Annotated in this window: 17 protein-coding genes; 7 read left to right on the plus strand and 10 right to left on the minus strand. The window is 66.6% G+C overall.

Annotated features, from left to right (window positions below; translation table 11 throughout):
• Nucleotides 1-16 precede the first annotated feature (16 nt).
• A complete protein-coding gene (purF, locus tag KF745_03865; protein ID MBX3357544.1) occupies nucleotides 17-1537 on the minus strand; it encodes an amidophosphoribosyltransferase in 1521 nt (506 codons plus the stop codon).
• A gap of 48 nt (nucleotides 1538-1585) precedes the next feature.
• Nucleotides 1586-3079: a CPBP family intramembrane metalloprotease gene (locus tag KF745_03870; GenBank protein MBX3357545.1), complete on the minus strand. Its 1494-nt coding sequence runs from the start codon at nucleotides 3077-3079 to the stop codon at nucleotides 1586-1588.
• A gap of 253 nt (nucleotides 3080-3332) precedes the next feature.
• Between KF745_03870 and rplM the strand changes: the two genes are divergently transcribed.
• From rplM to prmC, 4 genes are all read left to right on the plus strand, one after another.
• Entirely contained in the window at nucleotides 3333-3782 is a 450-nt protein-coding gene (rplM, locus tag KF745_03875) for a 50S ribosomal protein L13 (protein MBX3357546.1), read from the plus strand.
• Between the two features lie 83 nt (nucleotides 3783-3865).
• Nucleotides 3866-4393, plus strand: a complete 528-nt coding sequence (rpsI, locus tag KF745_03880; GenBank protein MBX3357547.1) for a 30S ribosomal protein S9 — start codon at nucleotides 3866-3868, stop codon at nucleotides 4391-4393.
• Nucleotides 4394-4564: 171 nt separating this feature from the next.
• Nucleotides 4565-5071 (plus strand): hypothetical protein, encoded by a 507-nt coding sequence (locus tag KF745_03885; protein ID MBX3357548.1) that lies wholly within the window; start codon nucleotides 4565-4567, stop codon nucleotides 5069-5071.
• Nucleotides 5072-5122: 51 nt separating this feature from the next.
• Nucleotides 5123-6046, plus strand: coding sequence for a peptide chain release factor N(5)-glutamine methyltransferase (gene prmC / locus KF745_03890; protein MBX3357549.1), 924 nt, complete (start codon nucleotides 5123-5125; stop codon nucleotides 6044-6046).
• A 6-nt stretch (nucleotides 6047-6052) separates the two neighbouring features.
• Here prmC and KF745_03895 read toward each other — a convergent pair whose 3' ends face one another.
• On the minus strand, nucleotides 6053-7804 hold the full coding sequence (locus KF745_03895; protein ID MBX3357550.1) for a response regulator: 1752 nt from the start codon (nucleotides 7802-7804) through the stop codon (nucleotides 6053-6055).
• A gap of 138 nt (nucleotides 7805-7942) precedes the next feature.
• Here KF745_03895 and KF745_03900 point away from each other — a divergent pair, with 138 nt between their 5' ends.
• The 3 genes from KF745_03900 to KF745_03910 are packed head-to-tail and all read left to right on the plus strand — an operon-like array spanning nucleotide 7943 to nucleotide 11837.
• The gene (locus KF745_03900; GenBank protein MBX3357551.1) at nucleotides 7943-8953 is read left to right on the plus strand and encodes an ABC transporter ATP-binding protein; all 1011 of its coding nucleotides are present in this window, start codon (nucleotides 7943-7945) and stop codon (nucleotides 8951-8953) included.
• On the plus strand, nucleotides 8950-9663 hold the full coding sequence (locus KF745_03905; GenBank protein ID MBX3357552.1) for an ABC transporter permease subunit: 714 nt from the start codon (nucleotides 8950-8952) through the stop codon (nucleotides 9661-9663). Before KF745_03900 ends, KF745_03905 begins: the two co-directional genes overlap by 4 nt.
• Nucleotides 9660-11837: a hypothetical protein gene (locus tag KF745_03910; GenBank protein MBX3357553.1), complete on the plus strand. Its 2178-nt coding sequence runs from the start codon at nucleotides 9660-9662 to the stop codon at nucleotides 11835-11837. Before KF745_03905 ends, KF745_03910 begins: the two co-directional genes overlap by 4 nt.
• On the opposite strand, the gene KF745_03915 is transcribed toward KF745_03910, so the two are convergent.
• The 7 genes from KF745_03915 to coaE form a co-directional block, all read right to left on the minus strand.
• Complete coding sequence (locus KF745_03915) at nucleotides 11752-12375, minus strand: hypothetical protein (protein MBX3357554.1); 624 nt, start codon at nucleotides 12373-12375, stop codon at nucleotides 11752-11754. The genes KF745_03910 and KF745_03915 overlap by 86 nt on opposite strands.
• A 91-nt stretch (nucleotides 12376-12466) precedes the next feature.
• Nucleotides 12467-13561: a DUF444 family protein gene (locus tag KF745_03920; GenBank protein MBX3357555.1), complete on the minus strand. Its 1095-nt coding sequence runs from the start codon at nucleotides 13559-13561 to the stop codon at nucleotides 12467-12469.
• 153 nt (nucleotides 13562-13714) lie between these two features.
• Entirely contained in the window at nucleotides 13715-14707 is a 993-nt protein-coding gene (locus KF745_03925; GenBank protein ID MBX3357556.1) for a hypothetical protein, read from the minus strand.
• Entirely contained in the window at nucleotides 14704-17232 is a 2529-nt protein-coding gene (locus KF745_03930) for a hypothetical protein (GenBank protein ID MBX3357557.1), read from the minus strand. Before KF745_03930 ends, KF745_03925 begins: the two co-directional genes overlap by 4 nt.
• 83 nt (nucleotides 17233-17315) lie before the next feature.
• On the minus strand, nucleotides 17316-17618 hold the full coding sequence (locus KF745_03935) for a hypothetical protein (GenBank protein MBX3357558.1): 303 nt from the start codon (nucleotides 17616-17618) through the stop codon (nucleotides 17316-17318).
• 27 nt (nucleotides 17619-17645) lie between these two features.
• Nucleotides 17646-18896 carry a transcription termination factor Rho gene (gene rho, locus KF745_03940; protein MBX3357559.1) on the minus strand — a complete coding sequence of 417 codons (1251 nt, stop codon included), beginning with the start codon at nucleotides 18894-18896 and terminating at the stop codon, nucleotides 17646-17648.
• A gap of 942 nt (nucleotides 18897-19838) precedes the next feature.
• Nucleotides 19839-20996, minus strand: a complete 1158-nt coding sequence (coaE, locus tag KF745_03945) for a dephospho-CoA kinase (protein MBX3357560.1) — start codon at nucleotides 20994-20996, stop codon at nucleotides 19839-19841.
• Between the last annotated feature and the right edge of the window lie 12 nt (nucleotides 20997-21008).

Below are 21008 nucleotides of genomic sequence, written 5' to 3' on the forward strand. Positions count from 1 at the left end.
CTGATCCGCGAAGAGGCTACTCGACGAAGATCCGCATCTGGCTGGTGACCAGTTCGCCTGACACCGGGTGCTCGGGGTCCAGCCGGTAGTCGCCGCTGTAGCACGCCGTGCAGTAGTGCTCCGCCGGCCTGTCAACGCACGCGAGCATGCCTTCGAGCGAGAGGTAGTGCAGCGAGTCCACCCTGAGGTACTCGGCGATCTCCTCCACGCTGCGGTTGTGCGCGATCAGTTGATCGCGCGTCGCGAAGTCGACGCCGAAGTAGCAGGGGTGGCGGATCGGCGGACACGAAATCCTCAGGTGGATCTCGCTCGCTCCCGCCTGCCGGATCTGCTCGATCTTGGCGCGGGTCGTCGTGCCCCGGACGATCGAATCATCGACGACGACGAGCTTCTTGCCCTCGACGATCTCGCGGATCACGTTGAGTTTTAGCCGGACCGCGGCGTGGCGTTGCTCCTGTGTCGGCTTAATGAACGTGCGGCCGACGTAGCGGTTCGGGACGATCGCTTCCCGCACCGGGATCCCCGACTGTTGCGAGTAGCCCATCGCCGCGGAACGGCCAGAATCGGGCATCGGCACGATGTAGTCGGCGTCGACCGGGGCCTCGTCGGCGAGCCGCTGCCCCATGCGCTCACGGGTGATCTGGACGTTCTGCCCAAAGACCGTGCTCGCGGGGTTCGCGAAATACACGTGCTCGAAGACGCAGTACGCGGGACGCGGGGCGACGTCGGAGAAACGGCGGGAGGCAACCCCAGCGTCGCTCAGCGTCACGATCTCTCCCGGCTCGACTTCTCGGATCACCCTTGCGCCAATCACGTCGAGCGCGATCGTCTCACTCGCGACCACGTGCCCGCCGTCGGGCATCTGTCCGAGCACCAGCGGGCGCCAGCCCCACGGGTCCCGGGCGGCCTCGATCCGGTCGGGGAACAGCAGCACCATGGAGAACGCGCCCTGCAGGTGCCGGAGTGTCGCGGCCAGCGGGTCGACGGCCTGCTGCTGCTGGGGCGACGCGAGCAGGTGCACGACCACCTCGGTGTCCGAGGTCGTGTGGAACAGGTGCCCCGCCTCCTCGAACCTCAGCCGGAGCAACTCGGCGTTGATCAGGTTGCCGTTGTGCGCGACGGCAACCTGGCCGGCGATGTACGACTCGATCAGCGGCTGGGCGTTGCACTCCAGCGAGCCGCCCGCGGTCGAGTAGCGGTTGTGGCCGATCGCGCCGCGTCCGCCCCGCTCGCCCCCTTCCTGCTCCAGACCCGCGAGCACGGCTCGCGAAAATACCTCGGGGACAAGCCCCATCCCCATCACGCCGGAGATCCGGCGGCCGTCGGTCACCGCGATCCCGGCGGACTCCTGCCCCCGGTGCTGCTGGGCATAAAGCCCGAGGTACACGGACCCGACGGGCCGATCGGAGCCCCAGATCCCCAGCACGCCGCACTTTTCCTTCTTCTCCGGGGCAGAGCCGTCCGCGCCGGGGGCGCGTGTCGGTGGCCGCGCGTCACGAGGCGCGCGCAGAACGCTCAGATGCACGTCGTTGGCCATGCGCGCAGAGTGTAGGAGGCACGCGCCGCGCCTTCATCCTCTCGCGGGCTACCCGCGCATCGCGTACAGCGCGGCGAGCATCAGCGCCATGACCAGCGAGTTGTGCAGGAAGTGGGCGGTCATTGACGCGATGAGCGAAGACCGCCATTCCCGCATCATCCCGAAGACAAACCCCAGCGTCCCCACCATCAGCAGCCCGGCGAATACGTACGAGTGCATCGCCGCGAACATCGCCGCGGTGAGTAGCGCCGCACCCGCCGCGGGCATCTTGGCCCGCATGTTGCGGTACAGGCACCCGCGGAAAATCCCTTCCTCGACGATCGGGGCCCAGATCACGGCCAGCCCGAGGATGCAGACGATCATCCACGGCCCGCCCTGCCCGAGCATTTCAACGACCTTGTTCGCCGGGGGCTGGGGCGCGGGCCCGTCGCTGAAGATACTCCGCAGCATCATGGCCAACGCCACGATGACGGCCATGCCGAAGTAGATCGGCAGTGCCGCCGCGTACGCGAGGATGCCGGCGCCGACTTCCCGGAAGACACCGCGGCCGCGGTGCCAACCGATCTCACCCGAGAACTGCGACCACGACACGCCCCTTGCCAGCGGCCAGAGCAGGAGCAGCGCCAGAGACACTTGCCCGCCCAGGCGCAGCCACACCGGCCACGCCGCGTCGGGGCCCGCCGCGTGCATTGCAATGGACCCGAGCACGTGGAGCGCGGCAAATCCGCCGGCGAACACGATGAACGTCTCCACCCACACGCGCCCGCCGATCCGCGGCGGGACCATCGCCATGCGCAGCTGCCCGGAACCCGCCAGAATGATCGTGATCAGCAGAACAGCCAGCCCGACGAGGAACCCCAGCAGGAACGCGCCGAGGACCACCATCGCCACAACGAGGAAGACCGTCGCCTCGTGCGCCGCCTGGTCGATGAACGCGTTGCCGGGGGCGGCTCCGTATGCCTCCGCAAGCCGCCCGAACCAGCCATGACGCTCGACCAGGACTTTCGATTGGTCGGGGCTCAGCGGCGTCCCGGAGGAGTACATCGAAATGAGGGATTCGACATCCTCGTTGAGAGCCGAATCGCTGGCCAGATCGGGCTTGAGCGTTTCGAGGCGCTTGACAGCCTCGGCCCCCCCCATCGCCTCGCCGATCACAATCGCAGCCCTCAGCCGTTCGGCCGCAACCCCCTCAGGCTGATCCGACGGGACAGGCGGGGGCCCTAACAGGAAGCCACGGGTGGGCGTCGTGACCTGATCGAGGAGCGTTGCAAACTCGGCGTTGGCGGACCCGCTCGATCCGAGCCGGTGGAGGAAGACGGCAATCTTGCCAAAGAGCACGAACGGACTGCCCTCGGGCGACGGAACGTCCGCTCCCGTCGCGAGGGCCTTCAGGTGCTCGGGAGTCGGGGGAGGCTCCGCCGCCGGCGTCTGCAGCAATGCGACGACCCCCAGAGCGAGCACAGCGACCAGCCAGAGCCACACCGGTGTCCGACGCTGGGCGGCGTTGGGCTCGGCAGGGGAGAGTCGTTCGGGTTCAGTCATGTGAGTCATCGCTCTCTATCATCGGTTGCCGGGTGCTGGTCCGGACCATCAGCCCGATTATCCGTCCACGCAATGCCGGTTGACCGGCCCGCCGGCCCCGCTAACCTTACTCCGTTCGCGGCCGGGCCCACCCGGCGCGTTCGTTCCACAACCTTCGCCGACGCCCTGTCGGCCCGCCCCGCCCGGTAGGCGGCGAGCCAATCACGCTTCCCGCGGCGAGCCCCGCTCGGCCACGGAACACTGGAGCCGCACCATGCCTGCCGTGACCTCCCGACGCCAGACGTACTTCGCCAAGCCCGGCGAGATCCGCAACAACTGGCGGATTGTCGATGCGACGGGCGTCTCACTCGGACGCTTGGCGGTCGAAGTCGCCAATGTCCTGATGGGCAAGCACCGGCCCGAGTACACCCCCCACGCCGATTGCGGCGACTACGTGGTGGTGACCAACGGCAAGCAGGTCGGCCTCACCGGCAAGAAGGCCGACCAGCGGCTCAAGCTCCGCTACTCCGGCTATCCCGGCGGATTGAAGGCCGAAACGTACGGGCAGGTCCGCGAGCGCAAGCCCGAGAAGCTGATCTCCGATGCCGTCCGTCGCATGCTCCCCAAGAGCCGCCTCGGGAGGGTCATGATCGCCCGGCTCAAGGTCGTTCCGGGAGCAGAGCACCCCTTCGCCCAGCACCAGCCGACCGAACTCAAGGTCTAAGTCGATCCCTTTCCCAGATTGCACGGCAACCCCGATGACCGACAGCCGGACCCGAGCCGGTGACCCGACAAGAGAGCAACACGATGTCGCAACTCAACGTCCCCGATTTCTCCATCGACGATCCGATCACGAACGACCCCGAGGCTCCGGCGAAGCCGCGGAAGATTGAGCGGGTTGTCCGCGAGCCCGCCGCCGCCAAGCACGGCTGGTGGTGGGGCACCGGGCGTCGCAAGACCTCCGTCGCCCGGGTCCGCCTGCGGCCAGCCCAGTCCGGCGAGGGCAAGATCCTGCTGATGTCCCAGGGTGACACGACCAAGACAGTCGAGCAGTTCTTCGCCGAGGAGCGGGACCGCAGCGACTGCATCGCCCCGCTCAAGGTGACGAACACCCTGGGCAAAATGGACGTCATCATCCGCTGCACGGGTGGTGGCTTCATGGGCCAGGCCGGCGCAGCCAAGCTCGGGTTGGCCCGGGCACTGCGGGGTTATGACCCGAACCTGGAAGGCGCCCTGCGTGACCATGGCATGCTCACCCGCGATGCACGCGACGTCGAGCGGAAAAAGTACGGTCAGGCCGGTGCCCGCCGGCGGTTCCAGTTCTCCAAGCGATAGGCCCCCACTCCTGGGCGGATACGTATTTCAGACAGCCCGGCCGGTGCCGGGCTGTTTTTCTTGAGCTGATCGGCGCGCTTATTGTGAGAGACAATTCAGTCGAACTGCAATGACGGGGAACCCCTGAACGTTTCCCTTGGAAAGGTGTGTGGTCCACGCGTGGGCCGGCGCATGCAGGTAACAGTTACACGACAGTGGTACATCGTTCTGGCGGCGTACGGAGCCGTCGGGCTGTTGCTGCGCCTGGCGATCTTCCCGGTTGAGTCGTACCTGCATGCCCACGCGATGCGCACGGGTATCCCGGTCATGCTGGCCGTGAACCTTGCCCTGCCCATCCTGATCATCATGCTCGCGGTCTACTGCCCTCGGTTCCCGGTCATCAGCGCCGGTGCGGTGCTGGCCACCCTTGGCTGGATCATCGGGGGGATGCTCTTGCGTGACTGGCACATCTCGCATTGGACAACGTCCCTCTTGCGGGATTCGACCCATCCGATCCTCATCCCGGCAACCCTCGAGTACATCCTGGTCGGCGCCACCGCGGCGGCCGTAGCGACCGAGGTTCGGGCAGGACGCGTCACCGCGAACGGCGGACCGACGTGCCCTGCATGCGGGTTTCCGCTCGAGCGAGCCAACGCGATTCGGTGTCCGGACTGCTACGCCCCGATCCCGCCGAACTGAATCCCGCCGGGGTCGGGTCCGCGTGCAACGGATCACTTACACTTCGGCCCGATGGGATCATCCCAGGCCATCCAGGGCCCATGGACGACTCGCCGGCTCATCCAGTGGATCGGCGATGCGTTTGCACGCGCCGATCTCGATTCTCCGCGGCTGAGCGCCGAGCTATTGCTCTCCCACGTGATCGGGTGCGACCGGATCCGCCTCTACACCGACCCCGATCGGCCGGCCTCCCCGCTGGAGCGAGACTCGCTCCGCGAACTGGTCTCCCGGGCGCTCAAGCACGAGCCCATCCAGTACCTGACCGGCGAAGCGTGGTTCCACTCACTGCCGTTCCACGTTGACAAGCGGGTGCTCGTCCCCCGACCGGCGACGGAGACGATCATTGAGCAACTCCTGGCGCATGCCCGATCACAGCCGGGGTTCGGCGGGCGGATGAACTCCGGAGAGGGCCTCACCATCGCCGACATCTGCACGGGCTCCGGGTGTGTCGCCGTGGCGCTGCTGAAGACCCTGCCTCACGCCCGCGCGGTCGCCGTTGACATCTCCGCCGATGCGCTGGAAGTCGCCCGGCAGAATGCCTCTCGCCACGGTGTCTCCGACCGCCTTGACCTGCTTCGCGGCGATCTGCTCGCCCCGCTCGATGGGCACCCGATGGGCCTGCACCTGCACTACATCACCGCCAACCCACCCTACATCTCCGATGCGGAATGGGACGATGTCCCCCCGAACGTCAAGCTCCACGAGCCGACGATTGCTCTGCGTGGCGGGGCCGACGGGCTCGAGCTTGTCCGCCGGTTGATCAATGACGCGCCATCGCGGCTGCGCCCCGGCGGGATGCTGCTCATCGAGTTGGGGAGCGCGGGAGCGGACCATGCCCTCCGGGCTGCGAACGAGTCGCCGTCGCTCCGAGATGCCCGGATCTGCCCGGACTTTGAGGGACTCCCTCGCGTCCTGGTCGCGCGGCGAACCGAGTAAGTGCGACTAGTTCCCCGCCGCCGCCTTTGGGGCGACCGCCTTGCGGACCTCCTCGATGAGCCGCTCGGCTTGGAATGGCTTGAAGAGCACGCACTGCAGGCCCTCCTGGGAGGCCCGCACGATCGAGTGGTGTGGGTCGTATCCGAATCCCGTCATCAGGATCACCGGAACGTCGGCATCGGCCCGCCGAGCCGCGGCGAAAACCTCGTAGCCGTTGTGATCCGGCATCTTGATGTCGCTGATCACCAGGTCAAATCGAGCCGAGGCGCCCCGCTCGGCAATCTCGGCCGCCATGTCGTCGAGCCGATCGATCGCCTGCTTGCCGTTCTCGCACACCACGACGCGGCAGCCGCGGCCCTCGAGCAGTTCCCTCAGGGTCTGGCGGATGCGTGCCTCGTCGTCGGCCACGAGCACCCGACGCCCGATGAGTTGCGGGTCGATCGCAAGGTCCACGAGAGCCTTCTCGGCGCCCAGGATCCGCTGGGGACCCGAGGCGGCCTCCTGCACACGGCGGCGGATCGCGTCGACGTCCGACAGGATCCGCTCGATGTGCCGCCGCAGCTCGGGGTCTCGCCCGGCGGCCTGGCGCAACACATCGGCCTCCCGGGTGATGTCGTCCAGCGGCTCGACCAGTTCCCCCTGCACCGTGCCGGTGATGGCCTGACCGGTGGCGGCTCGCTCGATTACCAGCAGGTCGAGGATGTGCAGGGCAAGGGCCACGTGGTTCGCGAACATCTCGGCGAACTGGCGGTCCTCCTCGGTGAACGCGTTGGGCTTCTCCGATTCGACGTTGAAGATCCCGATGACCTTGTCGTGCATCAGGAGCGGAACCGTCAGGGACGACCGGGCCCCCGACAGCCCGGTGAGGTAGCGAGGATCCCGCTCGACGTCCGGGCACAGGTACGAGCGTGCCGTCGCGGCCACGAACCCCGAGATGCCGCTGCCCTCCCTCGCGGCGAAGAGTTCCAGCCCCAGCGCTTCGGGCGGGAGCCCGGAGGCAATGACCAGTTCCAGCCGTCCGGACCGATCGTCCAGCACCCGCACCGTAAAGTGATCGAAGTGCATCAGCTCGTGGGCATAGCGGATGATCTTCTCTTCGAGGAGCTTCAGCCGCTCGCTCACGTGCAGTTTTCGGATGGCCTCGCCGTCCAGGCGGACCAACTCCCGCCCGGCCCGGTCGATGGCCTCGACCTTCTGGCGGGCCCGGCGAGAGGCCGTGGCATCGATCACCACCCCCACCGCGACCGCCCGCCTGGCGCCCGGCGCGAACTCGGGCATCCCGGAGGGCATGGGGTGCCGCTCAACCGGGGAGACGACGACCTCGAAGAACCGAGATCCGTCGGGGGAAGCCACCTCGAACTTCGTGCTCTCCGGCCATCCTTCGGAGCCGCCAGCCGCCCTCTTCTCGACGAACACGATGGCGGCCCGGCGACAGACGGCCTCGATCCGGGCGCGGGTCTGCTCGTCGTAGCCCCGGAATCGCTCGTTCGCCCAGACCAGCAGCCCCTGCGCATCGGCAAGGCAAAGGCCCTCGCCGATTGCTTCAAGGAGCGCACTGGCCTGGTGGACAATGATCGGCGGAACCGCCTTTTCAGGGGATTGCAAAACCGCATCGAACCCGGCGCCGCCCGACCGGGCGAGGTCGGAATCCTGGGGGGTATGGACCACCTCGTATCGTTCTGCAAGGAGCGCAGCCATCGCGGCCGCGTCTTGAGGCGTTCCGCCGACAATCAGCATGCGAGGTCGAGTCGTGGACATACGCCCGGCGAGCGAGGATCCCCCCGGCACCAAGAACAGTGTAGTTTCGGTCCGAGGCCCTGTGCAATCGTTCGAAAAAGACGGGGAGATCCCGCTAGCGGGATATTCGCGGATCTATCACCTACTGTTCCCCTGCACGTGATCGAGGCGCTCAGGGTCAGCAAGTGGTACGGGCACGTCCCAGCGCTTCGGGACGTCTCCTTCAACGTGCCCCAGGGCCAGATCGTCGGTCTTCTCGGACCCAACGGGGCCGGGAAGACGACGACCATCCGCATTGCGACGGGCTTCTTGCCGCCCTCGGCGGGCTCGGTGTCGGTGTGCGGGCACGACACCGTTGACGATTCGCTCGCCGCACGCAGGTGCATTGGATACCTGCCCGACTCCGCACCCTTGTATTCGGAAATGAGCGTCCAGGGTTACCTGGACTACCGGGGGCGGCTCTACGGACTGCAGCGCCGGGCCAGACGGGATGCCGCCGCGAGAGTTGTTGATCGATGCCGGCTTGGAGAGGTGCGGGCACGACGCATCGGTCAACTCTCCAAGGGCTTCCGCCAGCGCGTCGGGCTCGCTTCGGCGCTCCTGCACGATCCACCGGTGCTGATTCTCGACGAGCCGATGACCGGCCTCGATCCCTCACAGATCCGCGAAGCGAGATCGCTGGTACGTGAGCTGGCGGAGAACCGGACGGTGCTCATCAGCTCTCACATCCTCCCAGAGGTGGAGCAGACGTGCCACCGTGTGATCATCATCGCCAATGGCATGGTCCGGGCTGACGGCGCTCCATCCGAACTGGTGTCGGGTTTGAGCGGCTCGGCGCCCTATGTGGCCGAGGTGCTGCTGGGGCCCACGGGTGATACCGCCACAGTGGTGAGTGTCCTGAGCGCCGTCGCGGGCGTGGCTTCGGTCCGGGCCGAACCCATGGCGCCCGACAATGGCCAGACACAGTGGTGGGCCAGGCTCACGCTGACCCCCTCGCCGGGTACGCCCGACCTTCGGGAAGCGATCGCCCGGGCCGCGGCTTCGCGATCGCTGACCCTGCGGGAACTCCGGCGGGATCGGGCAACGCTGGAGCACCTGTTCATGCGTGTGATCGAGGACGGCTCGGCAGGCCTCCCCGCCGCGCCGGTGAGGGAACAGGTGACACCATGACCAGCGCCTGGGCCATCGCGGCGCGCGAATACTCGTCGATGTTCCGGATCCCGCTGGGCTGGATCGTGACCGCCCTGTTCCTGGCGCTCTCGGGCGTCCTGTTCTCTCGCGTCATCCAGCCGGGCGAGGTGGCATCGATGCGGCCGTTCTTCACCATCTGGTGGAGCCTGCTCGTCGTCGTCGCCCCGGCGATCTCCATGCGGCTGCTCAGCGATGAGCTTAGGAGCGGAACGATCGAGCCCCTGCTGACGGCGCCGATCTCGGAGGCCTCCGTCGTCGCGGGCAAGTACGCTGCGTCGGTGCTGTTCCTCTGCACGATGCTCGCTCCCAGCCTGCTCTACGTGCTGGTGATTGCATCGCTCTCGAGCCCGGACCTGGGACCGATCGCTTCGGGGTACATCGGGATCGTGCTGCTGGGCATGGTGTATCTCGCCGTCGGGCTGCTGGCCTCGGCGATGACGTCGAGCCAGACCCTGGCCTTCCTCGGAACGCTCTTTGTGCTGCTGCTCGCCGACGTGGCGGCACGGGTCGGCTCTGGCTTCGCGCCGGACTGGGCGGTCCCGGCGCTCTACGCCCTGTCGCCGACACTGCGAATCGACGACTTTGCCAAGGGCGTCATCGATACCGGCAACGTGGCGTACTTCATCGTGGTCTCGCTGTGGTTCCTTGCCGTGACCACAATCGTCCTGCAATCACGGAGGTGGCGATGAGCGACTCCGCCGCCGGATCAGACGCAGGTACCCCGCCGGTCTCGGCCGCGGCTCGCAGGGCGAGGTACGCGGTCCGCGCTGTCGTCCTTCTGTTCGCGATCACGGCGTGCTGCTTGTTTGTCGGCCTGATCGCCGCCCGCCTCAACGCCAGGCTTGATGTGACGGTAACGCGCGAGCACCGCCTGTCACAGCGCTCGCTCGATGTACTCTCCGGGCTCGACAAGCCGTACGAAGTGGTCGTCGCGGCGGATGTCCGATCGCTTGACCCGGCGAGCTGGCAGCGCACCGTGGATGTGCTCGACAACTTCGGGCGGGCCTCCAAGAACCTGACCATCACCCGTATTGATACCGGCTCTGCCGATGGCCTGGCGAGGTTCGACGGGCTGATGAAGCGCCTGGCCGAACGATTCCGTGAGAAGTCCGCCGCCGCGGTGGCCGCCGTGCAGCAGGGCGACGTGTCGTGCGAGCAGGTGGCCGAGCAGCTCGACTCGCTTTCCGCGGCGATCCTGAGGCTGCGCGAGGCTATCCCGGCTCCGCCGACAGGCCCACCCAATGCGCAGCAGTACCGCGGCTACCTGGAGGCGACGGCCGCAAGTTGCCGCGTGAGCGCCGGCGACCTCCGCAAGGCGGTGCAGACCTCCCGAGAAACCCTCCTCAAGACCGCCGGTCCCCTGCCGATCCCCCCTACCGACGAAGCCGTCTACACCGTGCGAGCGACAGTCGGCGACGCACAGACCCTTGCCGCTCAGGTCGGCGACAACGTCGCCCGGCTGGAGCTGGACACATCGCTCTCCGCCGAGGCCCGGGACCAGATCAAGCCGCTGGTCAGCGAGGCCGCCTCGCTTCGCGACAAGGCCGGGCGCGCGGGCGCGATGCTCGAGGGGGTGCCGCACCCATCGGTCCTGCGGGTGGTCCGTGCGTTGGAGCAGACCGCCGCGGCGCTGGTGATCGGACCACCCGATGCCTCGGGCGCCGGTATCACGGCGATCGACCTGGCGCAGCTCGTGCCGCCACGCCCAGCGCCGGGCGAGCCATCACTGCCCGATACCCGGTTCCGCGCGGAGGAACTGATCGATGCGGCGATCACCGGATTGATCGATCAGCTCAACCCGATCGTGGTCTTCGTCCACGCTCTGCCGACGAACTTTGCGCCCTCGTATCGTGAGTTTTCGCTTCTTGTTGATCGCCTGCGGCTGCGCGGCATCGACGTTGCCGAGTGGAACGTGAGCATCTCGCCCGAAAGTCCCGCTCTCACGCGCCTTGACGCAACGGGCAAGCGTCCGGTTGTCTACGCGATCGTGAGCGTCCCCGCTGTCGCCGCGGACAGCGCTCGCCGGATGGGCCGGCTCGCCGATGCCACCGTGCGGCTGATCAACGCGGGCAAGCCGGTGCTGCTCTCGGCGACGCCCTCGACCCTCCCAGGCATCGGGTCACCGGACCCGATGGTCTCCTTCCTTTCGCAGTTGATGGTGACCATGGACTCGGGGCGTCCGCTCCTTCGCCAGACGCAGACCCCCACCGGCAGGTCCGTGGGAGCGGACCACATCGCCGAGTCGGCCGGCGCGGATCATCCGATTGCACGATCGCTCGTTGGGATCCGGACGCCGCTGTTGTGGCCGTTGCCGATTACACGCAACAACCCCGCCGACGGCGTCGGCGACTCCGGAATCACCTTTACACCGCTGCTCAAGGTTCCGGCTTCAAAGGATGTGTGGGCGGAATCGGATTGGATGGACTACGCGACAGTGTGGCCGAGCCAACCGGCAACAGGCTCGCCGGCTCCGGACAGTTCAAGAGATGCCACCAGCACCGAAGACTGGGTGGTCGCCGCCGCGGTGGAACGGCTGCTCCCGAACTCCAAGTCCCCGCAGCGGCTGGTGCTGGTCGGCTCGTACCGTTGGTACTCCGATCAACTGGCAGTTCTGATCGGTGACAAGCGGGCGGACCCGGCGGATGTGTTCAGGCTCGTCGGAAACCTTGAGCTGTTCGAGGCCGCGACGCTGTGGCTTGCCGGGCAGGACGAGCGGATCTCGCAGAGCCCAACGGCCCAGTCGGTGCCGCTGATTCCAACAATGAGTGCCCAGCGCGTCACTGTGATCCGGTGGATGTTGATTGCCGGGCTTCCCGCGTTGGTGCTGCTCGCCGGCGCGGCGTGGCGGGTGCTGCGGGGTTGAGGGCCGGGGACTGCCCGGCCGCGGGGGGCGGGGATTGCCGCCCGGTCGCTTCGCCGCAGGGCGCTTCGGGGGGCGGCGGGTTCAGCACAATCTCGCGGCAGCCCGGACCGGACCATGGCGTGTGGCACCGCGGACAGACAATGGCAAGCGGGTCAGCATCTCCAAAGTCCAGGTCGCAGACGCCGCAGCGGTAGAACTGCTCGGCGCCGCACTCGGGGCACATCAGGCCTCGGGGATCCAAGCCGTGGAGGTCGTAGCCACACACGCGGCAGTAGCCGTCGCCGGGCACGCGTCGCGGAAGCACGCAGATGAACAATCCAACAGCCAGCACGGTGCCCGCGTACGGCCAGAGCAGGACTGAGAAGAGCTCCGATCGCAGCACGCCGAAGAGGGCGTGTTTGTCGTAGAGGCTCAGCAGGTGCACCGGTGCCGCGATCGCCGCGACACCGGCGACCACCACCGCAACCGACCGCCAGCTTCGGCGCCAGCGGGAAGCCAGGAACCAGATGAACACCGCGTAGATCGCGAGCAGAATCACGTCGTTGTGTCCATACGATCGGCACCGGCCCGCAAGTCGCGGTCCGCCGGAATCCCCGATTGATCCTAGACGCGGGGGAATACGCGGACGGCTACTTGCCGGCCTTGAAGAACGTGCGCAGGGACTCGTAGATATCGTCGCGCCCGCCGACGCGGCTGGTGACAACCCGCTGCCCCTCCTTGGTCGGGAACGCCTCCCGCAGGACGTTGATGAACGACCCGGATCCGTACGGGCTGGTAACCTGGCAGTACCCGAAGAGGTTGCTGACCGGGACAAGGTGCTTCTCGAGGATCTGGACGCAGAGGCGGTTGTCCGACTCCGAGGAGTTGTCGCCGTCGGAGAAATGGAACAGGTAGATGTTCCAATCCCCGGGGTCGTAGCGGCGTTCCAGAAGTTCCTTGCAGCACTGAAGCGCCGACGAGATGCGGGTGCCACCGTCCTCCCGGACGGAGAAGAACGTCTTGCGGTCGACTTCCTGTGCGACGACGTCGTGGACCACGTAGCGGCTCTCGATCCCCTCGTAGTTGCGGCGGAGCCATGTGTCGATCCAGAACGCCTCCAGGCGAACGATTTCCTTCTGCTCCTCGCCCATTGAGCCGGAGACGTCCATCATGTAGACGATGACGGCGTTGCTTTGCGGCTTGCGCACCTCGGTCCAGGAGCGGAATCGCAGGTCGTTCTTGATCGGGATGATGACGGGATTGTCGGGGTCGTAGGTGCCCAGGGCCACCTGCCGTCTCAGTGCCTCGCGGTAGGTGCGCTTGAAGTGACGAAGCGAAGCGGGCCCTTGGGGCCGAATGCCCGAGTACTTGTCCTTGGTTGTCGTGATCTGGTGCGCCCCCTTGGGCTGGATGCGCGGGAGTTGCAGTTCCTCGCCGAGGATGTCGGCGAGTTCGTCGAGCGAGACATCGACCTCAAGGATGTGCTTGCCTTCCTTGTCGCCTCCCTTGGACTGCCCCTGTCCGACCCCCTGCCCTTCCTCGCCCTCGCCCATCCCGACGCCGCCGGAGTTGTCGCCGTAGCGAAACGTCGGGATGTCAATGTCGTGCACCGGGATCGAGACAAACCGGCGTCCCTCCTTGCCGATCAACTCGCCCTTGGCGATAAAGCGCCGGAGCTCACGCCGGATCTTGCCTCGGACGATCTGCCTGAAGCGCTGGTGATCCTGTTCGATCTTGCTGACCATTGGCGCTCCCGTACCCCGGAGACTTCTCCGTGTGTCACGCGTGCCGGTTGCGATCACCAACCACGATTGTCATCGGCCCGACACCCCACGCGCGCCAAGATCGCCCGTGGATGCGGCCTCCAGTCGGAGGATGGGACCGGCAACCCACTGCAATCACGGGACGCGAGGCTTCCCCGAACGTCCGCATAACCAAGCCAAGCACCCCACCCCGACTGGTATCACAACGAGCAGTTCGCACGCTCTGTTCAGCAGATCTGCCAGAAGGCCGGGAGTTGCCGCAGAAACTCCGACGCCTGCCTCCTTTCCGGCGAAGATCGCTCGCGGGAGGCCGGCCGCCGCGACACCGACGATCCACTCCCGGACCCCAACCTGCACGGGAACTGCCATTGCGGCCTGGCTCGCCGCGGCGACAATCGCGGCACCGGCGGGCGAGATCGGAGCGCCGATCACGCGAAATGCCAGCCAATACCGAACCGCCCAAAGCAGGACATCGAGGTATCGAAGCAACCCGGCGACCCAGGTGCGCCAGCCAACGAACTCCCCTCCCGTGCCGTTCCGCCAAATCCAAGATGTGGCCCACGCCACCGCCAACAAGATGAACACCGGGGCTGCGACGATCCCTGCCGAGGCCATAACCGAACCATGCGGAACCATGGCGACACCAAGGACGGCAACCGCTCCCAGAACGGTGCAGCCCATCGACAGGGCGAGGACTTTCGCGGAATCACGGATTCGGATCCGATTCACCGTCTTGTGGTAGGTCACTCGGCCGATCAAACCCGGGCGGAGCGGCAGCATGTTCAGCAGCCATGCCGCGCCGATGAGGGCGCTCATTTCACCAAAGCCGACGCGGCCGTAGCGACGCGTCAGCACCCAGAACACGGCGCTGGTCACCAACCAATTGCAGACGGGCAACAGCAGCAGCATCGCGAGTTCAAGCCGCGGGGCTCGTGTGATGGACTCGCGTGCGATGGTCCAGGCATCGCCCTCTCGCGCAACCGCAAGCACAGCGGCGCCAATCAGCAGCAGGCCGACTCCGAAGCCCAAGACCGAGAGCACCCGGCGGCAACGGGAACTCTGGGGTGTCGATGGCTCATCCTGGCCCGGTCCGCCCAGCACCGCCGCGGCGTCACCGGGCTCGCTCATTTCGGGGGCGCTCCCGGAGCCGGGATCGAATCGCCGGCCGGGGCAGCGGCGCTGCCCGGGGCTGGATTGGGCTGGACGGGCAATGCCGATGGGTCGGTCACGGCCTCGGTAGCGGTCATCGCGGCGTAGCCGCCGATCAGGTCATCGAGGCGGCGAGTCAACAGGCTGGCGAATTCGCCGACCCGGGCTTCGGGGCTCCCAGGTTTGGCGCCCTGCCCGAGCGTCGCAGCGCGAGCCAGCACCGGATTCTTTGGGTCGGTTACCCGGCTGAGGATCACTGCGGCAAGGACATCGGGATCCTGCTCTGCCAGAGCCGCTGCGTCGAAGGGTGCGAGCGCCGGCACACGCAGAGCCGGCGGGAGCATCGTGACCATCATGATTCGCCCTGGCACATCCAGCTGTGGGTAACGGGCGGCAAGGGCCTCGGCGAGCAACTTGGCCTCGTCATCCGTGAACTTGCCGCCACCGGACTCGCCCAGCCATCGCGCGGCCATCCCGGAGATCGCCTGCCCGACCGATTGGGCCGAGCCATTCGTCACACTGTCGACCAGCGACTGGACCGTTGCTCGGCTCATCGGCGGCGGAGTACGAAGGACCATGGATCGGGTCTCGCTCGTCAACGAGAGCGGACCAAGCGCCACGATCCCTGTGTTGGTCATCCGGAATCCCTGGAGGACGCGCCAGCGAAGCCGTGCGGTCTTGTCGCCCACAAGACCCAGTGTGTACCACAGCCGGCCCGAGTCGGCGTCGACGAGGAGGTCCATTGTTTGTTGCGGCATCAGGCGGAGCCGCCGGTCGACCGAGAGCACTTCCATCGCGGACCTGCCGCCGATCCGCTCAAACCCCGCCTCAGCGCTCGCGGTGGCGATCAAGCGGGAGTTGATTGGCTTCTCGGGCCCCAAGGCCAATGGAATGGGAGAAACATTGCCCAACCGGATGCGCAACGGAAAGGTCTCGATGATCCCGCCGTAACGGTTCTCGGGTTCGGGTGTCTCCACCAAGAGAGACATGAACTCACGCGGGCTCTTGGCGAGGGCCTCCATCCAGGCCGGTACCGCGTCGGCGGTGCGTTCCAGTTGCTCCGCCTCTTCGGGACCCGCGGGCTCGACCCCTGACAACGTGCGGGCCCGCGTCCGCGCCCATGTACCGGCGGTGCTGCCCGCCTGCCGGCGCGCGTAGTCGGCGTACCCATCCACGGCGGCCGAGCGATTGCCCTCGAGTTCGAGGGTCACGATGAGGCCCAGCTCCGCCAGCGGATCGGTTTTTGCGAGCGGGGTCAAGATCTCCTTGGCTCGAGCGAACTGGCCGGCTCGCATCGCCCGCCACCCCTCCAGCCATTGAAACCGATCGGGATCCACCGAGGGGTCGGCGCGAGCGGCCTCCATCTGTTTGTCCGCTTCATCGAGTTGACGGCCGGTCCAGAGCCGCATCCAAAGCAGGTTGGCCTGCATTCCCAGCGCTTCGGCCTCGGTGGGCTTCACGGGCGGCTTGTTCGGATCAAGAGCCGGCGGATCGAGGTGGAATGCGGTCGAAGTGGCCAGTTCGGTCATCGCCCAGTCGGTCTGAGCATCGTCGCCGATCGAACTGGCCATCGCCGCGAGGAGGGCGGCGGTCTGTGGAGCCAACTGGAGGGTCTGCGGGTCCGGGAGATCGAGCAAGGGGGCGCCGCCTGCCTTGAGTTGCTCGGCCTGCTTCATCATGCGGCCGCGTTGCGTGTCCACGGCATCCCGCATCTCGGCGATGCGCTTCCGGGGCCCTTCAACGTTCCAGATCGCCAGATCGGACTCCGTCACGATCTGCTGATCCTGCGGCAGGTTGTACGCCGCGGCAAGACGAAGGAATGTGTCATAAAACCGCTTGGAGCCCTTGTACGCCCCGTGCGCCGCCAAGTGTCTGGCGATCTCCAGGTGCGTATGAGGATCGAGCGGGTCGGCTCTGAGCAGGACCAGCAGCAGGTCGAGGCGACCTGCCGGGTCGACGACGCGGTTCGAGTAATAACCCGCGGCGATAGCCGCCGCGTCCTTGTTCGTTGCATCAAGCTCGATCGCTTGGGCGAGCTTTTTGACAAAGCCGTCGGCGTTTCCCTGTTCCTGGAGCAGGAGAGCCGCATCGAGCGCCAAGCGGCTGCGAATCGCCGGGCTGAAGGCCTGTCCCTGCGGACCGAGAAACTTCTCGTACGCCGCGAGACGTGCATCAACATCTTGCAAGTCCGCAATCCGGCCGGAGATCAGCCGGAGCAACGCGATCTCGTCGTCAGGAGCGAGGTTGACCAGCCGACGTGCCGGCTCGTCAAGGCGATCCCGATCCCCGGCCGCTCCCCATGCCTCGATCAGGCGACGGAGCAGGTACTCGTCATCCGGGCTCAGCCCGGTGGCGATCTCCATGGCTAGCGCCGTGATTCGGTAATCCCGAGCCGCCGGGGTGGGAACCCGGCTGAGGTCCCAGGTTGCGACGCGGCCGAGCGATCTTGCCGCCGCGTTCGCGACGGCCGATTGGGCCGGGTCCTGGTTGGCGGGCTGGGCCATCAATGACCCTGCTCCGAAAACCAGCGATGCCGCAACGGCGAGCGAAGCCAACCGATGACTCATCCAGAACGCGGCGTCGCGCATCAAAGCAGCACTCCCATGACGGCAAGGACAATCACACCGGTCGCCGCCGCCCATGCGGCGAGCTCGAACGATCCGGTAACCCAGGGGTTGGCTCCAGTAAACCATCGGTCGGCGGTTACCCCAGCAATGAACAGGCCCATGGAGACCAGCACCACACCGATGACGCGGAAGACGACGCCAGAGGCCGGGTACCGGCCAGCGAACTCCAGCACGGCCAGGAAGCCCACGACCATCATCAGCCAGGCCCAGAGGGTGGCATGGACGAACGAGACGCCGCGCCAGAGTCGAGGGGATCCTCCCAAGGTGGCCTCCATTGAGGAACCGCGTGCTCAGCCCATGTTCATCGTCATCAGGAACTCGGCGTTGGTCTTGACCTTGGTCAGCCGATTCTTCATCAACTCCATGGCCTCGACAACGTTCATATCCGAAAGCACCTTTCGGAGCCGGTAGACCAGTTCGAGCTCCTTCTTGTCGAGCAGCAGCTCCTCCCGCCGTGTGCCGGATGCGGCGACGTCGATGCAGGGGTAGATGCGCTTGTCCATGAGCTTGCGGTCCAGGTGCAGTTCCGAGTTGCCGGTTCCCTTGAACTCCTCGAAGATGACCTCGTCCATCTTCGAGCCGGTATCGACGAGCGCGGTGCCGATGATGGTCAGCGAGCCGCCGTTCTCGATCGCCCGGGCCGCTCCGAAGAACTTCTTGGGTCGCTGCAGGGCGTTGGAGTCGAGACCGCCGGTCATGATCTTGCCCGAGTGGGGCATGTTCGAGTTGTACGCGCGGGCGAGCCGGGTGATCGAGTCGAGCAGGATGACCACATCGTCCCCGAACTCGACCATCCGCCGGGCCTTCTCGATGACCATCTCGCACACTTGCACGTGGCGTGAGGAATCCTCGTCGAAGGTGCTCGCGACAACCTCAACGTCCTTGCCGACGTTGCGGCGGAAGTCCGTGACCTCCTCGGGGCGCTCATCGACCAGCAGCACGATGATCTTGGTATCCGGGTAGTTCTTGTGGATCGCCTGCGTCATGCGCTGCAGCAGCACCGTCTTTCCGGTGCGGGGCGGCGCGACAATCAGCGCTCGCTGGCCTTTGCCGATCGGAGCCACAAGGTCCACCACCCGCATCTCGATCTGGTCGGGGGTTGTCTCGAGCACGAACCGCTGCTCGGGGTGGAGCGGCGTGAGATCCTCGAAGTTGGAGAGCTCGTGGATAGTCGCGGGAGTCCGGTTGTTGACGTCATCAACCCGAAGAAGGGCGAAGTACCGCTCGCTCTCCTTCGGCGGCCGGATGGCGCCTCGAACGACCATCCCCTTCTTGAGGCCGTAACGCCGGATCTGCGTGGGCGACACGTAAATATCGTCCGGGCCAGCCAGGTATGACTGCTCGGCGGAGCGGAGGAAGCCGAAGCCGTCCTGCATGATCTCCAGCGTGCCCTCGCCGATCATCAGTCCCTGCTTCGCAGCACGGGCCTTGAGAACCTTGAAGATCAACTCTTGCTTGGGAATCTGGTGGAAGTCCTGCAGGCCTTCCTTGTCAGCGACCTTGTGCAGTTCCTCGATCCCCATGCGCTGCAGCTGGGACATCGAGAGCGCGTCCTTGCCAGCCGGAGTCGAGGCCGCAATCCGCTCCAGTTCCGCCGCTTCGCGTTCGAGCTCCTCGTCGCTGGGGAGTGTGAAGTCGTAGTGACCGCCCCCACCGCCCATGGGGCCACCCATCGAGGGACCGCCCATGCCCATCCCCATGCCACCCTTGCGCCGCTTTCGCTTTCGGCGGTGGCCGCCCCGCATGCCGTACATATCTCCGCCACCGTACCCGGGGCCCTGTCCCATCGGTCGCTCATGCTGAGGGCCTCCACCGCCACCACCCGACTCGGGTACATGCCCACTCTGGCCGTTGCCGGACTCGCCACGGCTTGAAGGCGGCGCGGCCGGGCGGCTCTCTTCGGCCTTGGGCTCGGGCTTCGGCTCGGACCGGGCCTCGGGACGCGGACCAGGCTTGCGTTCGGAACGCCCGCCGCCCGCTCCTCCACCCTCGGTCCGCGACTGCTTCGTCGTCTTCGTTTCTTCGGCACCCACGATCGGCTCCTGCGGCGCCGCATGTCCCTCGCTGGAACGCGAGACCATCCGGCTGGTTTTCTTGTTTCGGTTTCCCCACATGCTTAGGTCCCCCGGAACGCCGCCGAGATCACGGCGACCTCCCGTTTCCAATCTGGTCGGTTTGGAAGGCCGGGCATGGCGGGAACGCGGGCGGGCCCGTTATCCATCTCGGCTTTCGCGAGATCGCACCGTCTGATCAACACGTGAAGAGCGTCCCTGTTCGTAGACCGCAGCCCTGATGGCCCGGTCCCGCCCGCCCCATTTGCAGATCCTTGAACAACCGCCCCTATTGGCACCCCCGACAAAGTACTGCACCGGCATAACAACGGTCTGGGAAGAGTCGGGCACTGATCGCAAAGGCGATTGGCCGCCAACTCGTTTCAGTATAGCACGCCCGGCGACCCCGGCGTGCCGAAGACAAAAAACCTGTCACCCGCCTGCACGATCGTGGGAGTGGCTTGAACGGAGGCGACCCAAGACATCCGCCGCATGCCGGTCAAGATCCGCCACCGACCCCTCATTGGGAACAATGTAGGCTGCACGACGGCGCTTTTCCGCAACCGGCCACTGGACCGCCTCGCGCCGGTCCAGTTCGGCCTCATCCCAGCCGCGAGTCCGTTGGACCCGTTCGAGCCGCAGGGCCCGGGGGGCGTCGACAAAGACGACGGCGTCGCACTCGGCGTCGACCCCGGCTTCGTACAGGAGCGGCGCATCGATGACGATCGCCGACGGGGCCGGTCTCCGGACCCGAACCTCGTCGATGCGACGCAAGCGTGCTGCCTTGAGCCGCGGGTGGATCACCTCCTCCAACCGCCGACGCTCGGTAGGATCGGAGAAGACAATTCGAGCCACCTTTGAGCGATCGATCCGGTTGTCAAGGCCGAGGATCTCCCCCCCCCACCATCGCACCAACTGGTCGCTCACCTCCGGATCGTCCAGCAGGGCCTTGGCCTCGGAGTCCGAATCGAGCACGACCGCACCGAGTCGCGAAAAAGCCACTGCGACTTCGCTCTTGCCCGAGCCGATACCGCCCGCGATTCCGACAACTGGCACCCAGTTTGGCTCCTCAGGCACGGCTCGAGCACTCGCGGGAACCGGGTCGCCGAGCGAGCGATCTGCCGATCCGGCCTGCACCAGGTGCTCGCGTGCCAGCGCGGCCACGTGTTGCGGACTGGAGACCATGGTCCACACGACTTCGTACCCGTCCGTGCCCGCCGTGGCGAATCCGAGTGTGCCGAGCCCGAAGATCCGCTCCCTCAGCGAACGGAAGAGCACGACGTTCTGGATTCGCTGGAGAGGCGCCTCAACGACCAGCCGCCGGAAGACACCGGATCTCCAGATCAGGCGTCGCTCGGTCAGAACGTAGGTCTGGTTTGCCCAGACCAGTGAGGCCCATACGACTGCGGCGAATGCGAGAACAAAAAGCCAGGCCGCTACGGCCGCGAGAGTCGCCGTCATCTGCGGGAGCAGAGTGAGATTCAAGAGTGCGACCGCCAGCGCGGCCAGGCCGACCCACCGGCCCGCCCTCCAGAGCAGCACGAACCACGGGCTGGCGCGTGATTCCCAGAGAATCCGCTCTCCCGTCATGGGACTCTCATC

The organism is Phycisphaeraceae bacterium (assembly GCA_019636655.1).
In the GTDB taxonomy this organism is placed as follows: Bacteria; Planctomycetota; Phycisphaerae; order Phycisphaerales; family UBA1924; genus JAHBXB01.

What these genes read in the sequence shown, in the direction of transcription:
- KF745_03925 (MBX3357556.1), bottom strand. Translation starts at nt 14,707, where the DNA reads ATGAGCGAGCCCGGTGACGCCGCGGCGGTGCTGGGCGGACCGGGCCAG.
- prmC (MBX3357549.1), top strand. Translation starts at nt 5,123, where the DNA reads ATGGGATCATCCCAGGCCATCCAGGGCCCATGGACGACTCGCCGGCTC.
- KF745_03895 (MBX3357550.1), bottom strand. Translation starts at nt 7,804, where the DNA reads ATGTCCACGACTCGACCTCGCATGCTGATTGTCGGCGGAACGCCTCAA.
- KF745_03870 (MBX3357545.1), bottom strand. Translation starts at nt 3,079, where the DNA reads ATGACTGAACCCGAACGACTCTCCCCTGCCGAGCCCAACGCCGCCCAG.
- rplM (MBX3357546.1), top strand. Translation starts at nt 3,333, where the DNA reads ATGCCTGCCGTGACCTCCCGACGCCAGACGTACTTCGCCAAGCCCGGC.
- KF745_03910 (MBX3357553.1), top strand. Translation starts at nt 9,660, where the DNA reads ATGAGCGACTCCGCCGCCGGATCAGACGCAGGTACCCCGCCGGTCTCG.
- KF745_03885 (MBX3357548.1), top strand. Translation starts at nt 4,565, where the DNA reads ATGCAGGTAACAGTTACACGACAGTGGTACATCGTTCTGGCGGCGTAC.
- KF745_03920 (MBX3357555.1), bottom strand. Translation starts at nt 13,561, where the DNA reads ATGGTCAGCAAGATCGAACAGGATCACCAGCGCTTCAGGCAGATCGTC.
- rho (MBX3357559.1), bottom strand. Translation starts at nt 18,896, where the DNA reads ATGTCCCAGCTGCAGCGCATGGGGATCGAGGAACTGCACAAGGTCGCT.
- KF745_03905 (MBX3357552.1), top strand. Translation starts at nt 8,950, where the DNA reads ATGACCAGCGCCTGGGCCATCGCGGCGCGCGAATACTCGTCGATGTTC.
- KF745_03930 (MBX3357557.1), bottom strand. Translation starts at nt 17,232, where the DNA reads ATGGCCCAGCCCGCCAACCAGGACCCGGCCCAATCGGCCGTCGCGAAC.
- purF (MBX3357544.1), bottom strand. Translation starts at nt 1,537, where the DNA reads ATGGCCAACGACGTGCATCTGAGCGTTCTGCGCGCGCCTCGTGACGCG.
- coaE (MBX3357560.1), bottom strand. Translation starts at nt 20,996, where the DNA reads ATGACGGGAGAGCGGATTCTCTGGGAATCACGCGCCAGCCCGTGGTTC.
- rpsI (MBX3357547.1), top strand. Translation starts at nt 3,866, where the DNA reads ATGTCGCAACTCAACGTCCCCGATTTCTCCATCGACGATCCGATCACG.